This window comes from Desulfobotulus sp. (assembly GCF_034006065.1).
GTDB lineage: Bacteria > Desulfobacterota > Desulfobacteria > Desulfobacterales > ASO4-4 > Desulfobotulus.
In genome coordinates this window covers 87,094-102,168 of sequence record NZ_JAVETM010000007.1, presented here as the reverse complement: position 1 = coordinate 102,168, position 15,075 = coordinate 87,094, and the positions used below count along the sequence as shown (strand labels likewise).

Sequence of the window (15,075 nt, the reverse complement as noted above, 5' to 3'; positions counted from 1 at the left end):
TAGAGAAATGGGATCTCTGATTTCCCGATTCGGTCAGCATTCTGTTTTAAAATGATGTATCTGCGTCCTCTTTATTGACAGTCTTTCTTCCTCTGGGCTAGATTGACGGCTTGATTTTTTTAAAGGGCCTTAAAAGAGGAAAGCCATGATGGAGAAGGGCGCAAAAACGGGGAAAAATTTTCTGGAAAACGGGGCCTTTGCCTTTGATTTTGACGGCGTGGTGGCGGACACCATGAGCCTTTTTTCGGCCATTGGCAGGGAAGAATTCGGTCTTCATGACCTGTATCCGGAAAAGATCACAGACTATGATTTCTCCCGCTGCCTGGATGTGGATCTCGATACCCTGCTCCAGATTATCACCAAGGTGGTGGGGCCGGACTACAATCACCGTCTGGAACCCCTTCCCGGCGCGGATAGCGTCCTGCCAAGACTTCTCGAAACCGCAGGCTCCCTTCTCTTTGTGACCGCAAGACCGGATGCGGCTCCGGTGCAGGATTGGCTGGAAAAGCGTCTTGGTCTTGGCAGAGACTGCTTTGAGGTGGTGGCCACGGGCAGTTTTGATAACAAGGCTGAGGTGCTGGAAAGCCGGGGGAAAACCCTTTTTGTGGAAGACCGTCTGGAAACCTGCTTCTATCTAAAGGATGCGGGCATAGAGCCTCTCCTTTTCACCCAGCCCTGGAACCGCAGGCCCCATCCTTTCCATGAGGTGCGCTCCTGGGCGGACATCGCCGGGTATTTCGGGATCTGACCATGGAGGAAAAATCCTTACGGGAGCTTCTCTCCCTTTTTCTCGAAAGCCTGGGTGCGGAGCGGAATGCAAGCGCTCACACCCTGGCCGCCTATGGCCGGGATATTGCGGATTTTCTCGATGTGGTGGAAAAAAAAAGAAAAACGGTTCTTGGTGCTTCCGATGTGACCCCAGACATGGTACGGCTCTGGCTTGCGGATCTTTTCCGCAGAAAAATGGCCCGAAGCACCATCGGCCGCAGGCTTTCGGCCTTACGGAGTTTTTCGGCCTGGCTGATGCGTCAGGAACTGCGGGGAAGCGACCCTACCCTGGGCGTGCGTACGCCAAAAAAGGAAAAGCATCTGCCCCGCTGGCTCACCGTGGATGAGGCCTTTCGCCTTCTGGATGCGGTACCCGCCTCAGACTGGCAGGATCTGCGTAACCGGGCTCTCCTTGAAACCCTGTACAGCACGGGGCTTCGGGTGTCGGAGCTGGCGGGTCTGGATGTTCAGGATATTGATGCAGAGCGGGAGCTGGTGCGGGTGCGGGCGGGTAAGGGCGAAAAGGACAGGCTGGTCCCCATCGGGCTTCCGGCCTTACAGGCCATTGCCGCCTACCGGGAGGCCCTTTCCGGCCTTACGGCCTTTCGTCTTCTGGAGGGAAGGGGAGAGGATGCCCTTTTCCGGAACACCCGCATGGCAAGGCTCGGGGTGCGCAGCATCCGGACGATTCTGGATACCGAGGCCAGGAGGGCGGGCCTTCCCACGCGGGTATCGCCCCATGACCTGCGTCACAGTTTTGCCACCCACCTTCTGGACGGAGGCGCGGATCTGCGGTCTGTGCAGGAGCTTTTGGGTCATGAGAGCCTTTCCACCACCCAGCGCTACACCCACATGACCCTGGACAGGATGATGGCCGTGTATGACAAGGCCCATCCCCGAAGCAAGACAGAGGAATAAGAATGGAAAACTTTCACGGCACCACCATTGTGGCGGTTCGCAGAAACGGGCAGACCGTTGTGGCGGGGGACGGACAGGTTACCCTGGGCAGCGCGGTGGTCAAGCACGGGGCGCGCAAGGTGAGGCGTATTTATAAAGATCGCATTGTGGTGGGCTTTGCCGGTGCCACGGCGGATGCCCTGACCCTTTCCGAAAAGCTTGAGGCCAAACTGGAGGCCTTTGGCGGCAACCTCACCCGGGCGGCTGTGGAGCTGGCCCGGGACTGGCGTACGGATCGCATGCTCCGCCGCCTGGAAGCCATGATGATCGCCGCCTCTTCGGAAAGTATCTATCTTCTTTCCGGCACAGGAGACATCATTGAGCCGGACAGCGGGGTCATTGCCATTGGCTCCGGTTCCGTGGCCGCCCAGGCCGCAGCGGAAGCCCTTTTCCGTCACACGGAAAAGACGGCAAGGGAGATTGCGGAAAATGCCATGGAAATTGCCGCCGGGCTTTGCGTCTATACCAACGCCCAGTTCACCATAGAGGAGATTTCCGGATGAATGAGATTGCCCGGATTGAGGAAAAAAGCCCAGGCGGCGATCACCTGACCCCCGCCCGCATTGTGGAAGCCCTGGATGCCTACATCATCGGCCAGCGCGCAGCCAAGCGTTCCGTGGCCATTGCCCTGAGAAACCGCTGGCGGCGGCAGCAGGTGCCCGAGCATCTTCGGGATGAGATTGCGCCCAAGAACATCATCCTCATCGGCCCGACCGGTGTGGGCAAGACGGAGATTTCAAGGCGGCTTGCCAAACTGGCGGAAGCGCCCTTCATCAAGGTCGAGGCCTCGAAGTTCACGGAAGTGGGCTATGTGGGACGGGACGTGGAATCCATGATCCGGGATCTCACGGAGATCGGTGTGGCCATGGTGAAGGAAAAGGAGCAGGCTGCTGTGGCGGAAAAGGCCTTGAACCTTGCCGAAGAGAGGATTCTCGATGCCCTGCTGCCGCCGGGCCGCAGCTCAAGTCCTGTGCTGGATGGCAGCATTGATCTTGTGGGTACGGGGGATGCGGGCAGCACCCGGGAAAAGCTTCGCACCCTTCTGCGCAAGGGCAAGCTCGATGGCCGGGACGTGGAGATCGAAATCACGGAAAAGCCCAAGGGCATGGTCATGGACATGTTCTCTGGCACGGGCATGGAAGAGGTGGGCAACAATTTTAAGGAAATGATGGCCGCCTTCATTCCCAGACAGACCCGCCGCAGAAAGATGACGGTCAAGGAAGCCCTGGAAACCATGGCTACGGAAGAGGGCCAGCGTCTGGTGGACATGGACAAGGTGGGTCGGGAAGCCGTGGCCCTGGTGGAAAATTCCGGCATTGTCTTTCTCGATGAGATCGACAAGGTGGCGGCCCGCAGCGGCGGCAAGGGGCCGGATGTGTCCAGGGAAGGGGTACAGCGGGATCTTCTGCCCATTGTGGAAGGCAGCACGGTGAACACGAAATACGGGCCTGTGAAAACGGATCATATCCTTTTCATCGCCGCAGGCGCTTTCCATATCTGTCGGCCCTCGGATCTCATTCCGGAGCTTCAGGGTCGTTTTCCCATCCGTGTCACTCTGGACAGCCTTGAAAAGGCGGATTTTGTCCGTATCCTCACCGAGCCCCAGAACCGTCTTCCCCTGCAGTATGCGGCCCTTCTGGAGACGGAGGGCATCCGCCTGGAATTTACGGAAGACGCCATTGCCGAGCTGGCGGCCATAGCCGAGGAGGTGAACCGCCGTACGGAAAACATCGGCGCCCGCAGGCTGCACACCCTGATGGAAAAGCTTCTGGAAGATCCCCTTTTTGACGGGCCTTCCATGGCGGAAAAAAACCTTTGCGTGGACGCGGTCTATGTGCGGGAAAAGCTTTCCGAGCTGAAGGCAGACGAGGATCTGAGCCGTTTTATTCTCTGAGGCACATTGAAAAAATCACCGGTATTCCTGCAGGAACAGGGAGCCGGTTTTGCCAGGGCACTCTTTTTGGAAAAACGCGGATGAAACCACAGAACGTAGCAGACATTCTCATTGAAGCCCTGCCCTATATCCGGCAGTTTGCGGGCAGCACCATTGTGGTAAAATACGGCGGTCACGCCATGGTGGATGAACAGCTCAAGATGGATTTTGCAAGGGACATCACCCTGTTGAAATACATCGGCATCCATCCTGTGGTGGTGCATGGCGGCGGCCCCCAGATCAACGAGGTCATGGACCGCATGGGCATCAAGCCCCAGTTTGTGCGCGGCATGCGCCTTACGGACGCTGAAACCATGGACGTGGTGGAAATGGTGCTGGGCGGCAAGGTCAATAAATCCATTGTGGCCCAGATTGCCCAGGCGGGCGGCAGGGCCGTGGGCATCACGGGCAAGGATGCCGGGCTGGTGCAGGCCCGGAAGATGACCATTGTGAAGGAAGGGGTGGGAGATGCCCCCCCTGAAATCATCGACCCCGGCCTTGTGGGCGAGGTCACCCGCGTGAACCCCGAGATTCTCCGCACCCTCACGGACAAGGGTTTCATTCCCGTGGTGGCTCCCGTAGGGGTGGGCGAAAACGGGGAGACCTACAACATCAACGCCGATGTGGTGGCCTGCCGCATTGCTGCGGCCCTCAACGCCTTCCGCCTCATCCTGCTGACGGACGTGGATGGCGTGCTGGATCGGGACAAAAAGCTGATCCACTCCATCGACACAAAGGAAGTCCGCCGCATGATCAGTGATGAAAGCATTGTGGGCGGCATGATCCCCAAGCTGGAATACGCCCTTTCCGCCCTGTCCGGCGGTGTGGGCAAATGCCATATCATCAATGGGACGCGGCGGCATTCGCTGCTGCTGGAACTTTTCACGGATCAGGGAATCGGAACGGAAGTCCTTTTATGAGCGAAAATCTGCAGACACGGGCCGACGCGGTGATGGCCCACACCTATGCACGCTACCCCTTAACCCTTGTGAAGGGGGAAGGCGTCCGGCTCTGGGACGAAGCGGGCCGGGAATATACGGATTTTGTCAGCGGCATTGCCGTGTGCAGTCTGGGCCACAGCCATCCGGCCCTGACCGAGGCCCTCAGCCGTCAGGCGGCCCTTTTGGTGCATGTCTCCAACCTTTTTTACACCGAACCCCAGGTGAAGCTTGCCGAATGGCTGGTGAGAAAAAGCTTTGCGGATAAGGTCTTTTTCTGCAATTCCGGCGCGGAAGCCAATGAGGCGGCCATCAAGCTGGCCCGGAAATACGGGCATGGGCATAAGGGCCCGGACTGTCATCACATCGTTGCCATGGAAAAATCCTTCCATGGCCGCACCATGGCCACCCTCACGGCCACGGGTCAGGAGAAGATCCGGGAAGGCTTTTCGCCCGTGCTTGAAGGTTTTTCCCATGTACCCTACGGCGACCTTGCCGCCCTGGAGCAGGCCGTAACGGAAAACACCTGTGCGGTGATGCTGGAGCCCGTTCAGGGTGAAGGCGGTATCCGGGTGCCGGAAGCGGGGTATCTGGAAGGGGTGCGCCGTCTTTGTGATGAAAAGGGCATTCTCCTGATCTTTGATGAGATCCAGACGGGGATCGGACGCACAGGAAAACTTTTCGCCTATGAGCATTCCGGTGTGGCACCGGACATCATGACCCTGGCCAAGGCCCTTGGCAACGGACTTCCCATTGGTGCCATGCTGGCAAAGGATGGGGTGATGGCGAGTTTTACCCCCGGCTCCCATGCCAGCACCTTTGGCGGCACGCCCCTTGCCACCGCAGGGGCCCTTGCCGTGATGGAAACCCTGGAAAAGGAAGGGCTGGTGGAGCGCTGTGCCGCGCTGGGCCAGTATTTTAAAGAGAAACTGGAAGGGCTTCTCTGCCATCCGGTGGCAAAGGAAGTGCGGGGACTGGGGCTTCTCATCGGCATTGAGCTTGCCTGCGACGGCGTGCCCCTGGTGAAGGCCATGATGGAAAAGGGCTTTATCATCAACTGCGTGCAGGGCAATACCCTGCGCTTTGTCCCGCCCTTTATCATTGAAAAAGAAGATATTGATGCCATGATTGCGGCCCTGGACGGGCTTCTTTCGGAAATTCATATTTAGCCGTGTTTTTTGGAAGGGAGGAAGAGAGCTGGTGAAAAAGGATCTGCTGCACCTCGGAGAGCTGAGCCGGGAGGATTTTCGTCTGCTGATGGACCGGGCTTTGGAAATGAAGGCCCGGCGGCGTCAGGGCATTGTGGACCGACCCTTTGCGGGCAAGGTCATGGGCATGGTGTTTGACAAGGCCTCCACCCGCACCCGTGTGTCCTTTGAGTCGGCCTGGGCGCGTCTGGGCGGGCACCCCATGTTCCTGTCCACCGGCGCTACCCAGATGAGCCGCTCCGAACCGGTTCGGGATACGGCACGGGTGCTTTCCCGCTATCTCGACGTGCTGGTCATCCGCACCTATGCCCAGGAGCTCATCGAGGAATTTGCCGCATGGTCTTCCATTCCCGTGATCAACGCCCTGAGCGACCGCTTCCATCCCTGCCAGATTTTAAGCGACCTGCTCACCGTGGTGGAGATGCGGGGCGGCTTTGACAATCTTGCCAGCCTGAAGTTCGCCTGGGTGGGGGACGGCAACAACGTGGCCCACTCCTGGATCAACGCTGCGGGCGTTCTCGGTTTTCCCCTGGTGCTGGCCTGCCCCGAAGGCTATGACCCGGATGCGGATATCCTGGCCCTTGCGGAATCCCGGTCTCCGGGCAGGGTGAAGGTGGTGCGCAGTCCGGAAGAAGCCATGGAAAAGGCCGATGTGGTTTATACGGATGTCTGGGCCAGCATGGGCCAGGAAGAAGAGCAGAAAAAGCGGGAAAAGGATTTTGCGGGCTTCTGTGTGGATGAAAAACGCATGGGTCTTGCCGCAAAGGATGCGCTGGTGCTGCACTGCCTGCCCGCCCACAGGGGGGAAGAAATTACGGACGGGGTGATGGAGTCCCATCCTGAACTCTGGGATCAGGCGGAAAACAAGATGCACATGCATGCGGCCCTTCTCGACTGCCTTGTGAACAGAAAAACGTCTTAAAAAAGGGGCTTCACGCAGGGATACCGGGTGTGAAGCCTTTTTTTGATTGAAAAATCAGCGGATGCAGTCATAAAAAGATTTCATGCTCCGTTTTTATTGATTGTATGACCTGATTGTATGACCTGCATGATTCCGGAAGCCGCATTCCGGACCTTATTCCTGTGATGGGGGGAGAAAATCTTACATGAGTGATGTGAAAAAAGTGGTGCTTGCCTATTCCGGCGGGCTGGATACCTCCGTGATCCTGAAATGGCTCATTGAAGTCTATGGCTGTGAGGTCATCAGTTTTTCCGCGGATATCGGTCAGGAGGAAGAGCTGGATTTCATCCGGCCCAAGGCCCTGAAAACCGGGGCTTCCAAGGTGTATATCGACGATCTCCGGGAAGAGTTTGTCCGGGACTATGTTTTCCCCGCCTTCCGGGCCAACGCCATTTATGAGGGCCAGTACCTTCTGGGCACCTCCCTCGCCCGGCCCCTCATTGCCAAGCGTCAGATGGAAATTGCCAAGATTGAGGGCGCGGATGCCGTCAGCCACGGGGCCACGGGCAAGGGCAACGATCAGGTGCGCTTTGAGCTGAGCTATTTTTCCATTGATCCCCACATCCGCATCATTGCTCCCTGGCGGGAATGGGATCTCACCTCCCGCACGGCCCTCATGGCCTTTGCGGAAAAGCACGGCATCGAGGTGCCCACTTCCCCCAAAAAGCCCTACAGCACGGACCGTAACCTTCTGCACATCAGCTACGAGGGCGGAGTGCTGGAAGATCCCTGGGCCGAAGCCACGGACGACATGTACACCATGAGCATTGCTCCGGAAAAGGCTCCGGATCTTCCGGAGATCGTTGAAATCACCTTCCGCGCCGGGAACCCCGTGGCCGTGAACGGTGAGGAGATGAGCCCGGCCCTGATGCTGAAGACCCTGAACACCCTGGGCGGACGCAATGGTATCGGTCGCATCGACCTTGTGGAAAACCGCTTTGTGGGCATGAAGTCCAGAGGGGTGTACGAGACCCCCGGCGGCACGGTGCTGCGTCAGGCCCACATGGCCATGGAATCCATCACGCTCGACCGGGAAGTGGCCCACCTGCGGGACAGCCTCATCCCCAAATACGCGGAACTGGTGTACAACGGCTTCTGGTTTTCGCCTGAAATGCGGCTTCTCCAGCACATGATTGATGAAACCCAGACCGTGGTGAACGGTGTCGTTCGGATGAAGCTCTACAAGGGCCAGTGCTATGTGCTGGGCAGAAAGTCCGATAACTCCATCTACTCTGAAGCCTTTGCCACCTTTGAGGATGACAAGGTCTATCGCCAGCGGGATGCCGAAGGCTTCATCCGGCTCAATGCCCTGCGGCTCCGTATCCAGAGGCTGATGAAGTCCTGATGGGACGGGTACCAGAAAAAAAATGAATTTTTCACGAAGGGCGGTCTGACTCAGGCCGCCCTTACCGTCATCAGAGGAAAAAGATAAGAGGAAAAGACCATGGCAGAAAAACCCTGGGACGGACGTTTCGCCATTCCCACAGACAAAAGTGTGGAGCGCTTCACCTCCTCCATCGCCATCGACTCCCGCATGTTCCGGGAGGACATTCAGGGCTCCATCGCCCATTCCCGTATGCTGGCCTCCGTGGGCATCCTCAGCGATGCGGAGGCGGATGCCATTGAAAAGGGTTTGAGGGAGATTGAAACAGAGATCGAGGCGGGCCGTTTTGCCTATGACGACAGCCTCGAAGACATCCACATGCACATCGAGACCGCCCTTACGGAAAAGATCGGGGATGCGGCAAGAAAACTGCACACAGCCCGCAGCCGCAACGATCAGGTGGCGCTGGACATCCGTCTCTGGCTGAGGCGGGAAACCCTGGAGATCCTTGATGGCCTGCGTCGCCTGCGCAGCGTTCTGGTGGATCTGGCCGAGGCCCACCTCCATGTGCCCATGCCCGGTTACACCCATACCCAGCGCGCCCAGCCCGTACTCTTTTCCCATCACATGATGGCCTATTATGAGATGTTCACCCGGGATGCCAGACGTTTCGAGGATGCCCTGACCCGCATCAATGTCATGCCCCTCGGGGCTGCGGCTCTGGCGGGAACCCCCCACCCCATCGACCGGGAGCTTGTCCGCAGGCTTCTCGATTTTCCGGAAATGGCGGCGAACAGCATGGATGCGGTGGCAGACCGGGATTTCATCGCAGAATTTCTTTCCGCAGCCTCCATCTCTATGGTGCATTTCTCACGAATTTCCGAAGAGCTGATTCTCTGGTCCACCTCGGAGTTTGCCTTTATCCAGCTTTCCGATGCCTTCACCACGGGTTCTTCCATCATGCCCCAGAAGAAAAACCCGGACATTCCTGAGCTGGTGCGGGGCAAGACGGGCCGGGTGCTGGGCCATCTTGTGAACATCCTCACCCTCATGAAATCCCTGCCCATGACCTACAACCGGGACATGCAGGAGGACAAGTTTCCGCTCTTTGACGGTGTGGACACCTTAAAGGATGTGCTGGACATTTATATCCGCATGCTGCCCACCATGAAGGTGCAGGAAGAGCGTCTGAAAAAGGCCTGCGAAACGGGCTTTCTCAACGCAACGGACATGGCGGACTATCTCGTGGAAAGGGGGCTTCCCTTCCGCAAGGCCCACAGCGTGGTGGGAAAGGCCGTGGCCTATGCCCTTTCCCGCGGCAAGGAGCTGCAGGATCTTTCCCTCAAAGAGTTGCAGGAGTTTTCCGGGCTGGTGGAAGGGGATATTTTTGAGGCCCTTTCCGTGGAAAGCATGATCAACCGCAGGCGTTCCGCAGGAGGCACGGCCACGGAGAACGTGAAAGCGGCCATCCGGAATGCGCGGACAGTTTTATAGAACCGTTTTTTGTCTGTAAGAATTTTTCTCTCAGGAGCTGGGGGGATCCTGCCTGAAGGGGAAAAATATATGCCAAAGGGGGCATTGTGGTCGTATCGCCTGAAGAAGCACAACTTCCCAACCGCTGGCTGGTGGTGGCGGGATCTCTGCTCATGCAGCTCAGCCTGGGAGCCATTTATACCTGGAGCCTTTTTAATCAGCCTCTGGTGGAGGCCTTTGGATGGACACCCGGTGACACGGTGTTCACCTTTTCCCTCACCCTGGCTTTCTTTTCCCTGGCCGTGATTGTGGCGGGCAGGGTGCAGGACAAGGTGGGGCCCCGTAAGGTGGCCATTGCCGGTGGCATTCTTACGGGTCTGGGGGTAAGTCTTGCCAGTTTTGCCACCAACATTTATTTTCTTTACGCAAGTTATGGGGTGATTGCGGGTATTGGCATTGGTGCGGCCTATGTTACGCCGCTGGCCACCTGCTCCAAATGGTTTCCGGAAAAAAGGGGGCTGATCACAGGGCTGATTCTTGCGGCCCTTGGTCTCGGAGGAATGCTGTTCAAACCCGTGATTCTTTTTTTCATCGGGGAATTCGGGGTCTCCCGCTCCTTTTTGTACCTGGGGCTGATTTACGGCGTGCTGCTTGTGGCAGGCGCTATGGTCCTGGTGGCGCCGCCACCGGGATACAGGCCTAAGGGCTGGAATCCTTCCCCCGCATCCTGGGGCGGTGGTGCTTCCCTTTCCTCGAAAGATTTTACCCCCCTTGAAGCCATGCGCACCCCGCAGTTTTACATGCTGGTGATCTGGATGTTTTTCGGGGTTTCCGCAGGTCTCATGATCATCAGTGTGGCGGCCAATATCGGAACGACTCTGGTGGGGTTGAGCCCTGGCGCTGCGGGCAATGCGGTGGTTACGATCTCGCTTTTCAATGCCTTTGGCCGTCTGGGCTGGGGATGGATTTCGGATCAGTTTGGCAGGAAGATTTCCATGCTGGGCATTTTTGTCCTGCTCAGTCTTGCCATGTTCTACATGGCCCTCATGCCCATGGGCTATGTGGGCTTTCTTGTGGCCACCTGTGCCGTGGGTTTCAGCTTCGGAGGCCTTGCCGCCATGCTGCCCACCCTGACGGCGGAGTGGTTCGGGCTTGTGCATGTGGGCAACAACTACGGGGCCATTTTTATCTTTTACGGCCTTGCCGCCCTGACAGCCCCAAGGCTTGCCATTGCCATTGGTTTTGAAAAAGCCCTGCTGGTGGCGGGATCCGCCTGCGTGGCAGGGGCGTTGGTGGCAATTTTTGCCAGAGCGCCCAGGGGCAATGTGGGGATTCCCATGCACAAAAGAAGATCGGTGTCATGAGGCCGGGGAGGATGGAATGGGGCATGCGGAAAATGCGGGGGACACCATGATCCGGAAAGGAAGGGGATCTCTGGGCTTTTGGGGGAAAGGGGGAGTCCGGTTCAGCCTTCTGCTCTGCCTTTTCTGGGTGGCGGCCTGTGGTCTCAAGGCCCCTCCCATACCTCCGGGAAAAAGTCTGCCTGCCATGCCCCATGCCCTTGCCGTGCGGCCCACGGCCTCAGGCTTTCTTCTTTCATGGGAAGTTGAGGGGGATGCGCCCGCAGGTTTTCGGGTGTTTCGTGCGCCCCTTTCAGGTGCGGACTGTGACCATTGCCCCCCGGCTTATACCCTGCGTGCGGTGCTGGGGCCTGAGGCAAGAAGCTTTGAGGACAGAGCCGACCCGGAGCGGGCTTTTCTCTATGAGGTGCGGGGTTTTCTTGCGGGCGGCGCAGAAGGGCCGGGAGCCCGTGTGAACACCGGAACGGTTGAAGGAAAGGGACTGTGAACCGGGCCTGGATTTCCCTTGGAGCCAATCTCGGTGATCCCGAAGCCAGTCTGATCCGCGCGCTTGACGGTCTTTCCCGCTGTCCGGGTGTGGTTGTGGATGCGGTTTCTTCTTTTTACAGAACAGCCCCTACGGATTACGCGGATCAGCCGGATTTTGTGAATGCCGCAGCAAGGATTCTCACCTCCCATGATCCCGAAACCCTTTTTGGCCATCTTCTGCGTCTCCAGAAGGAGGCGGGACAGGGGCCGAAGACCCGTCGTTTTGGTCCAAGGCTTCTGGATCTCGATCTTCTTTTGTATGAGAATCTTGTTTTCACCTCTCTCCGTCTGATTCTCCCCCATCCCCGGATGCATCTGCGGCGTTTTGTCCTTATTCCCCTTTGTGATATGAATCCTGAATTGCGGCATCCTCTGCTGCACGAAACCATGGCGGATCTTTTGACAAGACTTCCGGAAAACTCCCAGAGGGTGGAAAGGATACCATGCCCGGCATCATTGCAACCCTGATTCTTATTTATATTCTCTGGCGCTTGATTGTGGGTTCTTCTGAGGAAAAATCCGACAGGGAAATCCACGAAGAGTTGGTGCAGGACCCTGTCTGTGGTCTGTATCTGCCGGAGAGCGAGGCGGTGAAGGCAAAGGTGGATGGGCAGGAGATCTGTTTTTGCAGTGAAGCATGCAGAAAAACATTCATTGAGGCCGAGAAGGAAAAAAAAGGCGCGGATCCAGAATAAGGGGAAGAATCTGGAATGGATATTCGCATCTCCGGGCCGGGGAGATGCGGGGGAATCACGTTTTGTTCCCATCCATGAAATTTATGCATAGTTGGTACGTCCATCTCCCATCCCTTCCAAGGCAGCGCCAAGTGCTTGCCTCCCTTCAATACGCCATGGTGACCGTGACGGCGGTAATCAAATATTTTTTCAATCCACGCCCCTGTGTGAGGGGCGGCGAATATACATCCGTCACTCATAATCCGCTGAAAGTTTCAATCCACGCCCCTGTGTGAGGGGCGGCAGCCTTATGTCTGGGATCGCGCTCAAAGATAACGGTTTCAATCCACGCCCCTGTGTGAGGGGCGGCCTGGAGCGGATGTCTGAGGCGGACAGGTATGAGGTTTCAATCCACGCCCCTGTGTGAGGGGCGGCACATGGATTTTCTTCTTTCCTGTTATGGAATAAGTTTCAATCCACGCCCCTGTGTGAGGGGCGGCGACGCGCTGGAAAATGGCGCTCCTGACTCTCCGGTTTCAATCCACGCCCCTGTGTGAGGGGCGGCCAATCCCTCAGCCCTCGGGGCGGCAGGGTAGGAGGTTTCAATCCACGCCCCTGTGTGAGGGGCGGCGACGCGCTGGAAAATGGCGCTCCTGACTCTCCGGTTTCAATCCACGCCCCTGTGTGAGGGGCGGCCTGAGACTGTGGATCGGGATATGCTTAATGGCTTGTTTCAATCCACGCCCCTGTGTGAGGGGCGGCCCGGCAGCAGCAAAAGCCGGGAGCACCCCAGCCGTTTCAATCCACGCCCCTGTGTGAGGGGCGGCGAAGATCGCTCGCAATGTACGAGGGGGGACACCTGTTTCAATCCACGCCCCTGTGTGAGGGGCGGCCTCTCCGGAGCAGCTCTGGTTTGTAGCAACCGGAGGTTTCAATCCACGCCCCTGTGTGAGGGGCGGCCTCTGTCATGAGTACCGGGACGTCCACGGGCAGTGGTTTCAATCCACGCCCCTGTGTGAGGGGCGGCCAGTGTTGTCTGGCCAAATTTTACCGTTGTGAAGAGTTTCAATCCACGCCCCTGTGTGAGGGGCGGCAACGCAAAAGCCCGGTCAGAGTCCGGGAAAGGAGTTTCAATCCACGCCCCTGTGTGAGGGGCGGCCAATCCCTCAGCCCTCGGGGCGGCAGGGTAGGAGGTTTCAATCCACGCCCCTGTGTGAGGGGCGGCCAGCCAGAAGGCCTTGCTTAGCCTAGTCATCGCTGTTTCAATCCACGCCCCTGTGTGAGGGGCGGCCTCCGGGATCAGTTTAGCCCTGACCGCTGTGATGTTTCAATCCACGCCCCTGTGTGAGGGGCGGCCATGGCACAGGCGGTGATGGCGGAGGCGTATCGGTTTCAATCCACGCCCCTGTGTGAGGGGCGGCCCCCCTCACGGATCACGTTATTGTATTACCCCCTGTTTCAATCCACGCCCCTGTGTGAGGGGCGGCCTTACGCGAGAAGAACGACAGTCATGGCTGGCTGTTTCAATCCACGCCCCTGTGTGAGGGGCGGCCCTATATTTTATTCCAATATATTATGTCATGAGGTTTCAATCCACGCCCCTGTGTGAGGGGCGGCACGACCGGCTCCAAAACCTCAAGGAGGTGATCCATGTTTCAATCCACGCCCCTGTGTGAGGGGCGGCGGAACATGGGGGCCAGCCTGTCTTTTGCTACCTCGGTTTCAATCCACGCCCCTGTGTGAGGGGCGGCCTGCTGCCGAAAAACCCATGATATAACCTCAGGCAGTTTCAATCCACGCCCCTGTGTGAGGGGCGGCCGATGCCACCCACATGGTCGAGGGCTTCCGCCCGTTTCAATCCACGCCCCTGTGTGAGGGGCGGCGGCTACAAAAGGGTCTCCTACATGACTGCGGACGTTTCAATCCACGCCCCTGTGTGAGGGGCGGCCTTTATGCAGGTGAAAGAAAAAAGATGTTAAAAGTTTCAATCCACGCCCCTGTGTGAGGGGCGGCCCACAGCGCGGGTGCTCCGACTCGGCGGCCCTTGGTTTCAATCCACGCCCCTGTGTGAGGGGCGGCCCCGCACTCTGGAGCGGGGGCAGGAGGCTTTCCGTTTCAATCCACGCCCCTGTGTGAGGGGCGGCCTGAGTGCGACGGGGATGGGGACGTCCTTTTGGAGTTTCAATCCACGCCCCTGTGTGAGGGGCGGCATCGGTCATTATGAGACGGCCCAGGCGGGCGGGAGTTTCAATCCACGCCCCTGTGTGAGGGGCGGCACATGCCGCCTCTGGCCACCCGTTGCGAGCTCTCCGTTTCAATCCACGCCCCTGTGTGAGGGGCGGCGCAGATGCTGGATGATGACTTGCAGCAGGTCTCTGTTTCAATCCACGCCCCTGTGTGAGGGGCGGCCAGGACGCCCCAAAATAAAGGGGCGTTTCGGCTTGTTTCAATCCACGCCCCTGTGTGAGGGGCGGCCTCGGGGTATTTGATGCGGATACGCCAGCGGGAGTTTCAATCCACGCCCCTGTGTGAGGGGCGGCCATACTCAGTTACAACGATTGCCCGGCTGTACGAGTTTCAATCCACGCCCCTGTGTGAGGGGCGGCCGACGCCAAGACCATGCAGACTTATACACATACGGTTTCAATCCACGCCCCTGTGTGAGGGGCGGCATTTATGCAGCGACTTCTGGAGCGCTATTCCGTGTTTCAATCCACGCCCCTGTGTGAGGGGCGGCGTATATCCGGGCCAGGGAATCTGCGACTACTACGGTTTCAATCCACGCCCCTGTGTGAGGGGCGGCCCGCCTTTGTTCTCTCATCCAAAATATTATCGAGTTTCAATCCACGCCCCTGTGTGAGGGGCGGCCCGCCTTTGTTCTCTCATCCAAAATATTATCGAGTTTCAATCCACGCCCCTGTGTGAGGGGCGGCTTGTTCCCGTCTGCCCC

General features: G+C 58.1%; 13 protein-coding genes and 1 CRISPR repeat array (1 of these 14 only partly in view). All 13 genes read left to right on the top strand.

Annotated elements, in window-relative coordinates:
- The first annotated feature begins 145 nt into the window (after nucleotides 1-145).
- The 13 genes from RBR60_RS04955 (at nucleotide 146) to RBR60_RS04895 (ending at nucleotide 12,146) form a co-directional block, all read left to right on the top strand.
- Nucleotides 146-748: a 5' nucleotidase, NT5C type gene (locus RBR60_RS04955; RefSeq protein ID WP_320354774.1), complete on the top strand. Its 603-nt coding sequence runs from the start codon at nucleotides 146-148 to the stop codon at nucleotides 746-748.
- 2 nt (nucleotides 749-750) lie between these two features.
- On the top strand, nucleotides 751-1,686 hold the full coding sequence (locus tag RBR60_RS04950; RefSeq protein ID WP_320354773.1) for a tyrosine recombinase XerC: 936 nt from the start codon (nucleotides 751-753) through the stop codon (nucleotides 1,684-1,686).
- 2 nt (nucleotides 1,687-1,688) lie between these two features.
- Nucleotides 1,689-2,228 carry an ATP-dependent protease subunit HslV gene (gene hslV / locus RBR60_RS04945; protein ID WP_320354772.1) on the top strand — a complete coding sequence of 180 codons (540 nt, stop codon included), beginning with the start codon at nucleotides 1,689-1,691 and terminating at the stop codon, nucleotides 2,226-2,228.
- Complete coding sequence (hslU, locus tag RBR60_RS04940; protein WP_320354771.1) at nucleotides 2,225-3,619, top strand: ATP-dependent protease ATPase subunit HslU; 1,395 nt, start codon at nucleotides 2,225-2,227, stop codon at nucleotides 3,617-3,619. The genes hslV and hslU overlap by 4 nt, the downstream gene beginning before the upstream one ends.
- An 80-nt stretch (nucleotides 3,620-3,699) precedes the next feature.
- Nucleotides 3,700-4,578 (top strand): acetylglutamate kinase, encoded by an 879-nt coding sequence (argB, locus tag RBR60_RS04935; RefSeq protein ID WP_320354770.1) that lies wholly within the window; start codon nucleotides 3,700-3,702, stop codon nucleotides 4,576-4,578.
- Nucleotides 4,575-5,765, top strand: coding sequence for an acetylornithine transaminase (locus RBR60_RS04930; protein ID WP_320354769.1), 1,191 nt, complete (start codon nucleotides 4,575-4,577; stop codon nucleotides 5,763-5,765). The genes argB and RBR60_RS04930 overlap by 4 nt, the downstream gene beginning before the upstream one ends.
- A 31-nt stretch (nucleotides 5,766-5,796) precedes the next feature.
- Complete coding sequence (gene argF, locus RBR60_RS04925; protein ID WP_320354768.1) at nucleotides 5,797-6,726, top strand: ornithine carbamoyltransferase; 930 nt, start codon at nucleotides 5,797-5,799, stop codon at nucleotides 6,724-6,726.
- Nucleotides 6,727-6,910: 184 nt separating this feature from the next.
- Nucleotides 6,911-8,110 carry an argininosuccinate synthase gene (locus tag RBR60_RS04920; protein WP_320354767.1) on the top strand — a complete coding sequence of 400 codons (1,200 nt, stop codon included), beginning with the start codon at nucleotides 6,911-6,913 and terminating at the stop codon, nucleotides 8,108-8,110.
- Between the two features lie 99 nt (nucleotides 8,111-8,209).
- Complete coding sequence (gene argH / locus RBR60_RS04915; protein WP_320354766.1) at nucleotides 8,210-9,583, top strand: argininosuccinate lyase; 1,374 nt, start codon at nucleotides 8,210-8,212, stop codon at nucleotides 9,581-9,583.
- Nucleotides 9,584-9,669: 86 nt separating this feature from the next.
- The gene (locus RBR60_RS04910) at nucleotides 9,670-10,926 is read left to right on the top strand and encodes an OFA family MFS transporter (RefSeq protein ID WP_320354765.1); all 1,257 of its coding nucleotides are present in this window, start codon (nucleotides 9,670-9,672) and stop codon (nucleotides 10,924-10,926) included.
- Nucleotides 10,927-10,942: 16 nt separating this feature from the next.
- Complete coding sequence (locus tag RBR60_RS04905; RefSeq protein ID WP_320354764.1) at nucleotides 10,943-11,410, top strand: hypothetical protein; 468 nt, start codon at nucleotides 10,943-10,945, stop codon at nucleotides 11,408-11,410.
- Complete coding sequence (gene folK / locus RBR60_RS04900; protein WP_320354763.1) at nucleotides 11,407-11,919, top strand: 2-amino-4-hydroxy-6-hydroxymethyldihydropteridine diphosphokinase; 513 nt, start codon at nucleotides 11,407-11,409, stop codon at nucleotides 11,917-11,919. Before RBR60_RS04905 ends, folK begins: the two co-directional genes overlap by 4 nt.
- Complete coding sequence (locus RBR60_RS04895) at nucleotides 11,895-12,146, top strand: YHS domain-containing protein (RefSeq protein WP_320354762.1); 252 nt, start codon at nucleotides 11,895-11,897, stop codon at nucleotides 12,144-12,146. The genes folK and RBR60_RS04895 overlap by 25 nt, the downstream gene beginning before the upstream one ends.
- Nucleotides 12,147-12,332: 186 nt before the next feature.
- Nucleotides 12,333-15,075: a CRISPR direct-repeat array (repeat unit 32 nt; unit sequence GTTTCAATCCACGCCCCTGTGTGAGGGGCGGC) (it continues 1,296 nt past the right edge of the window).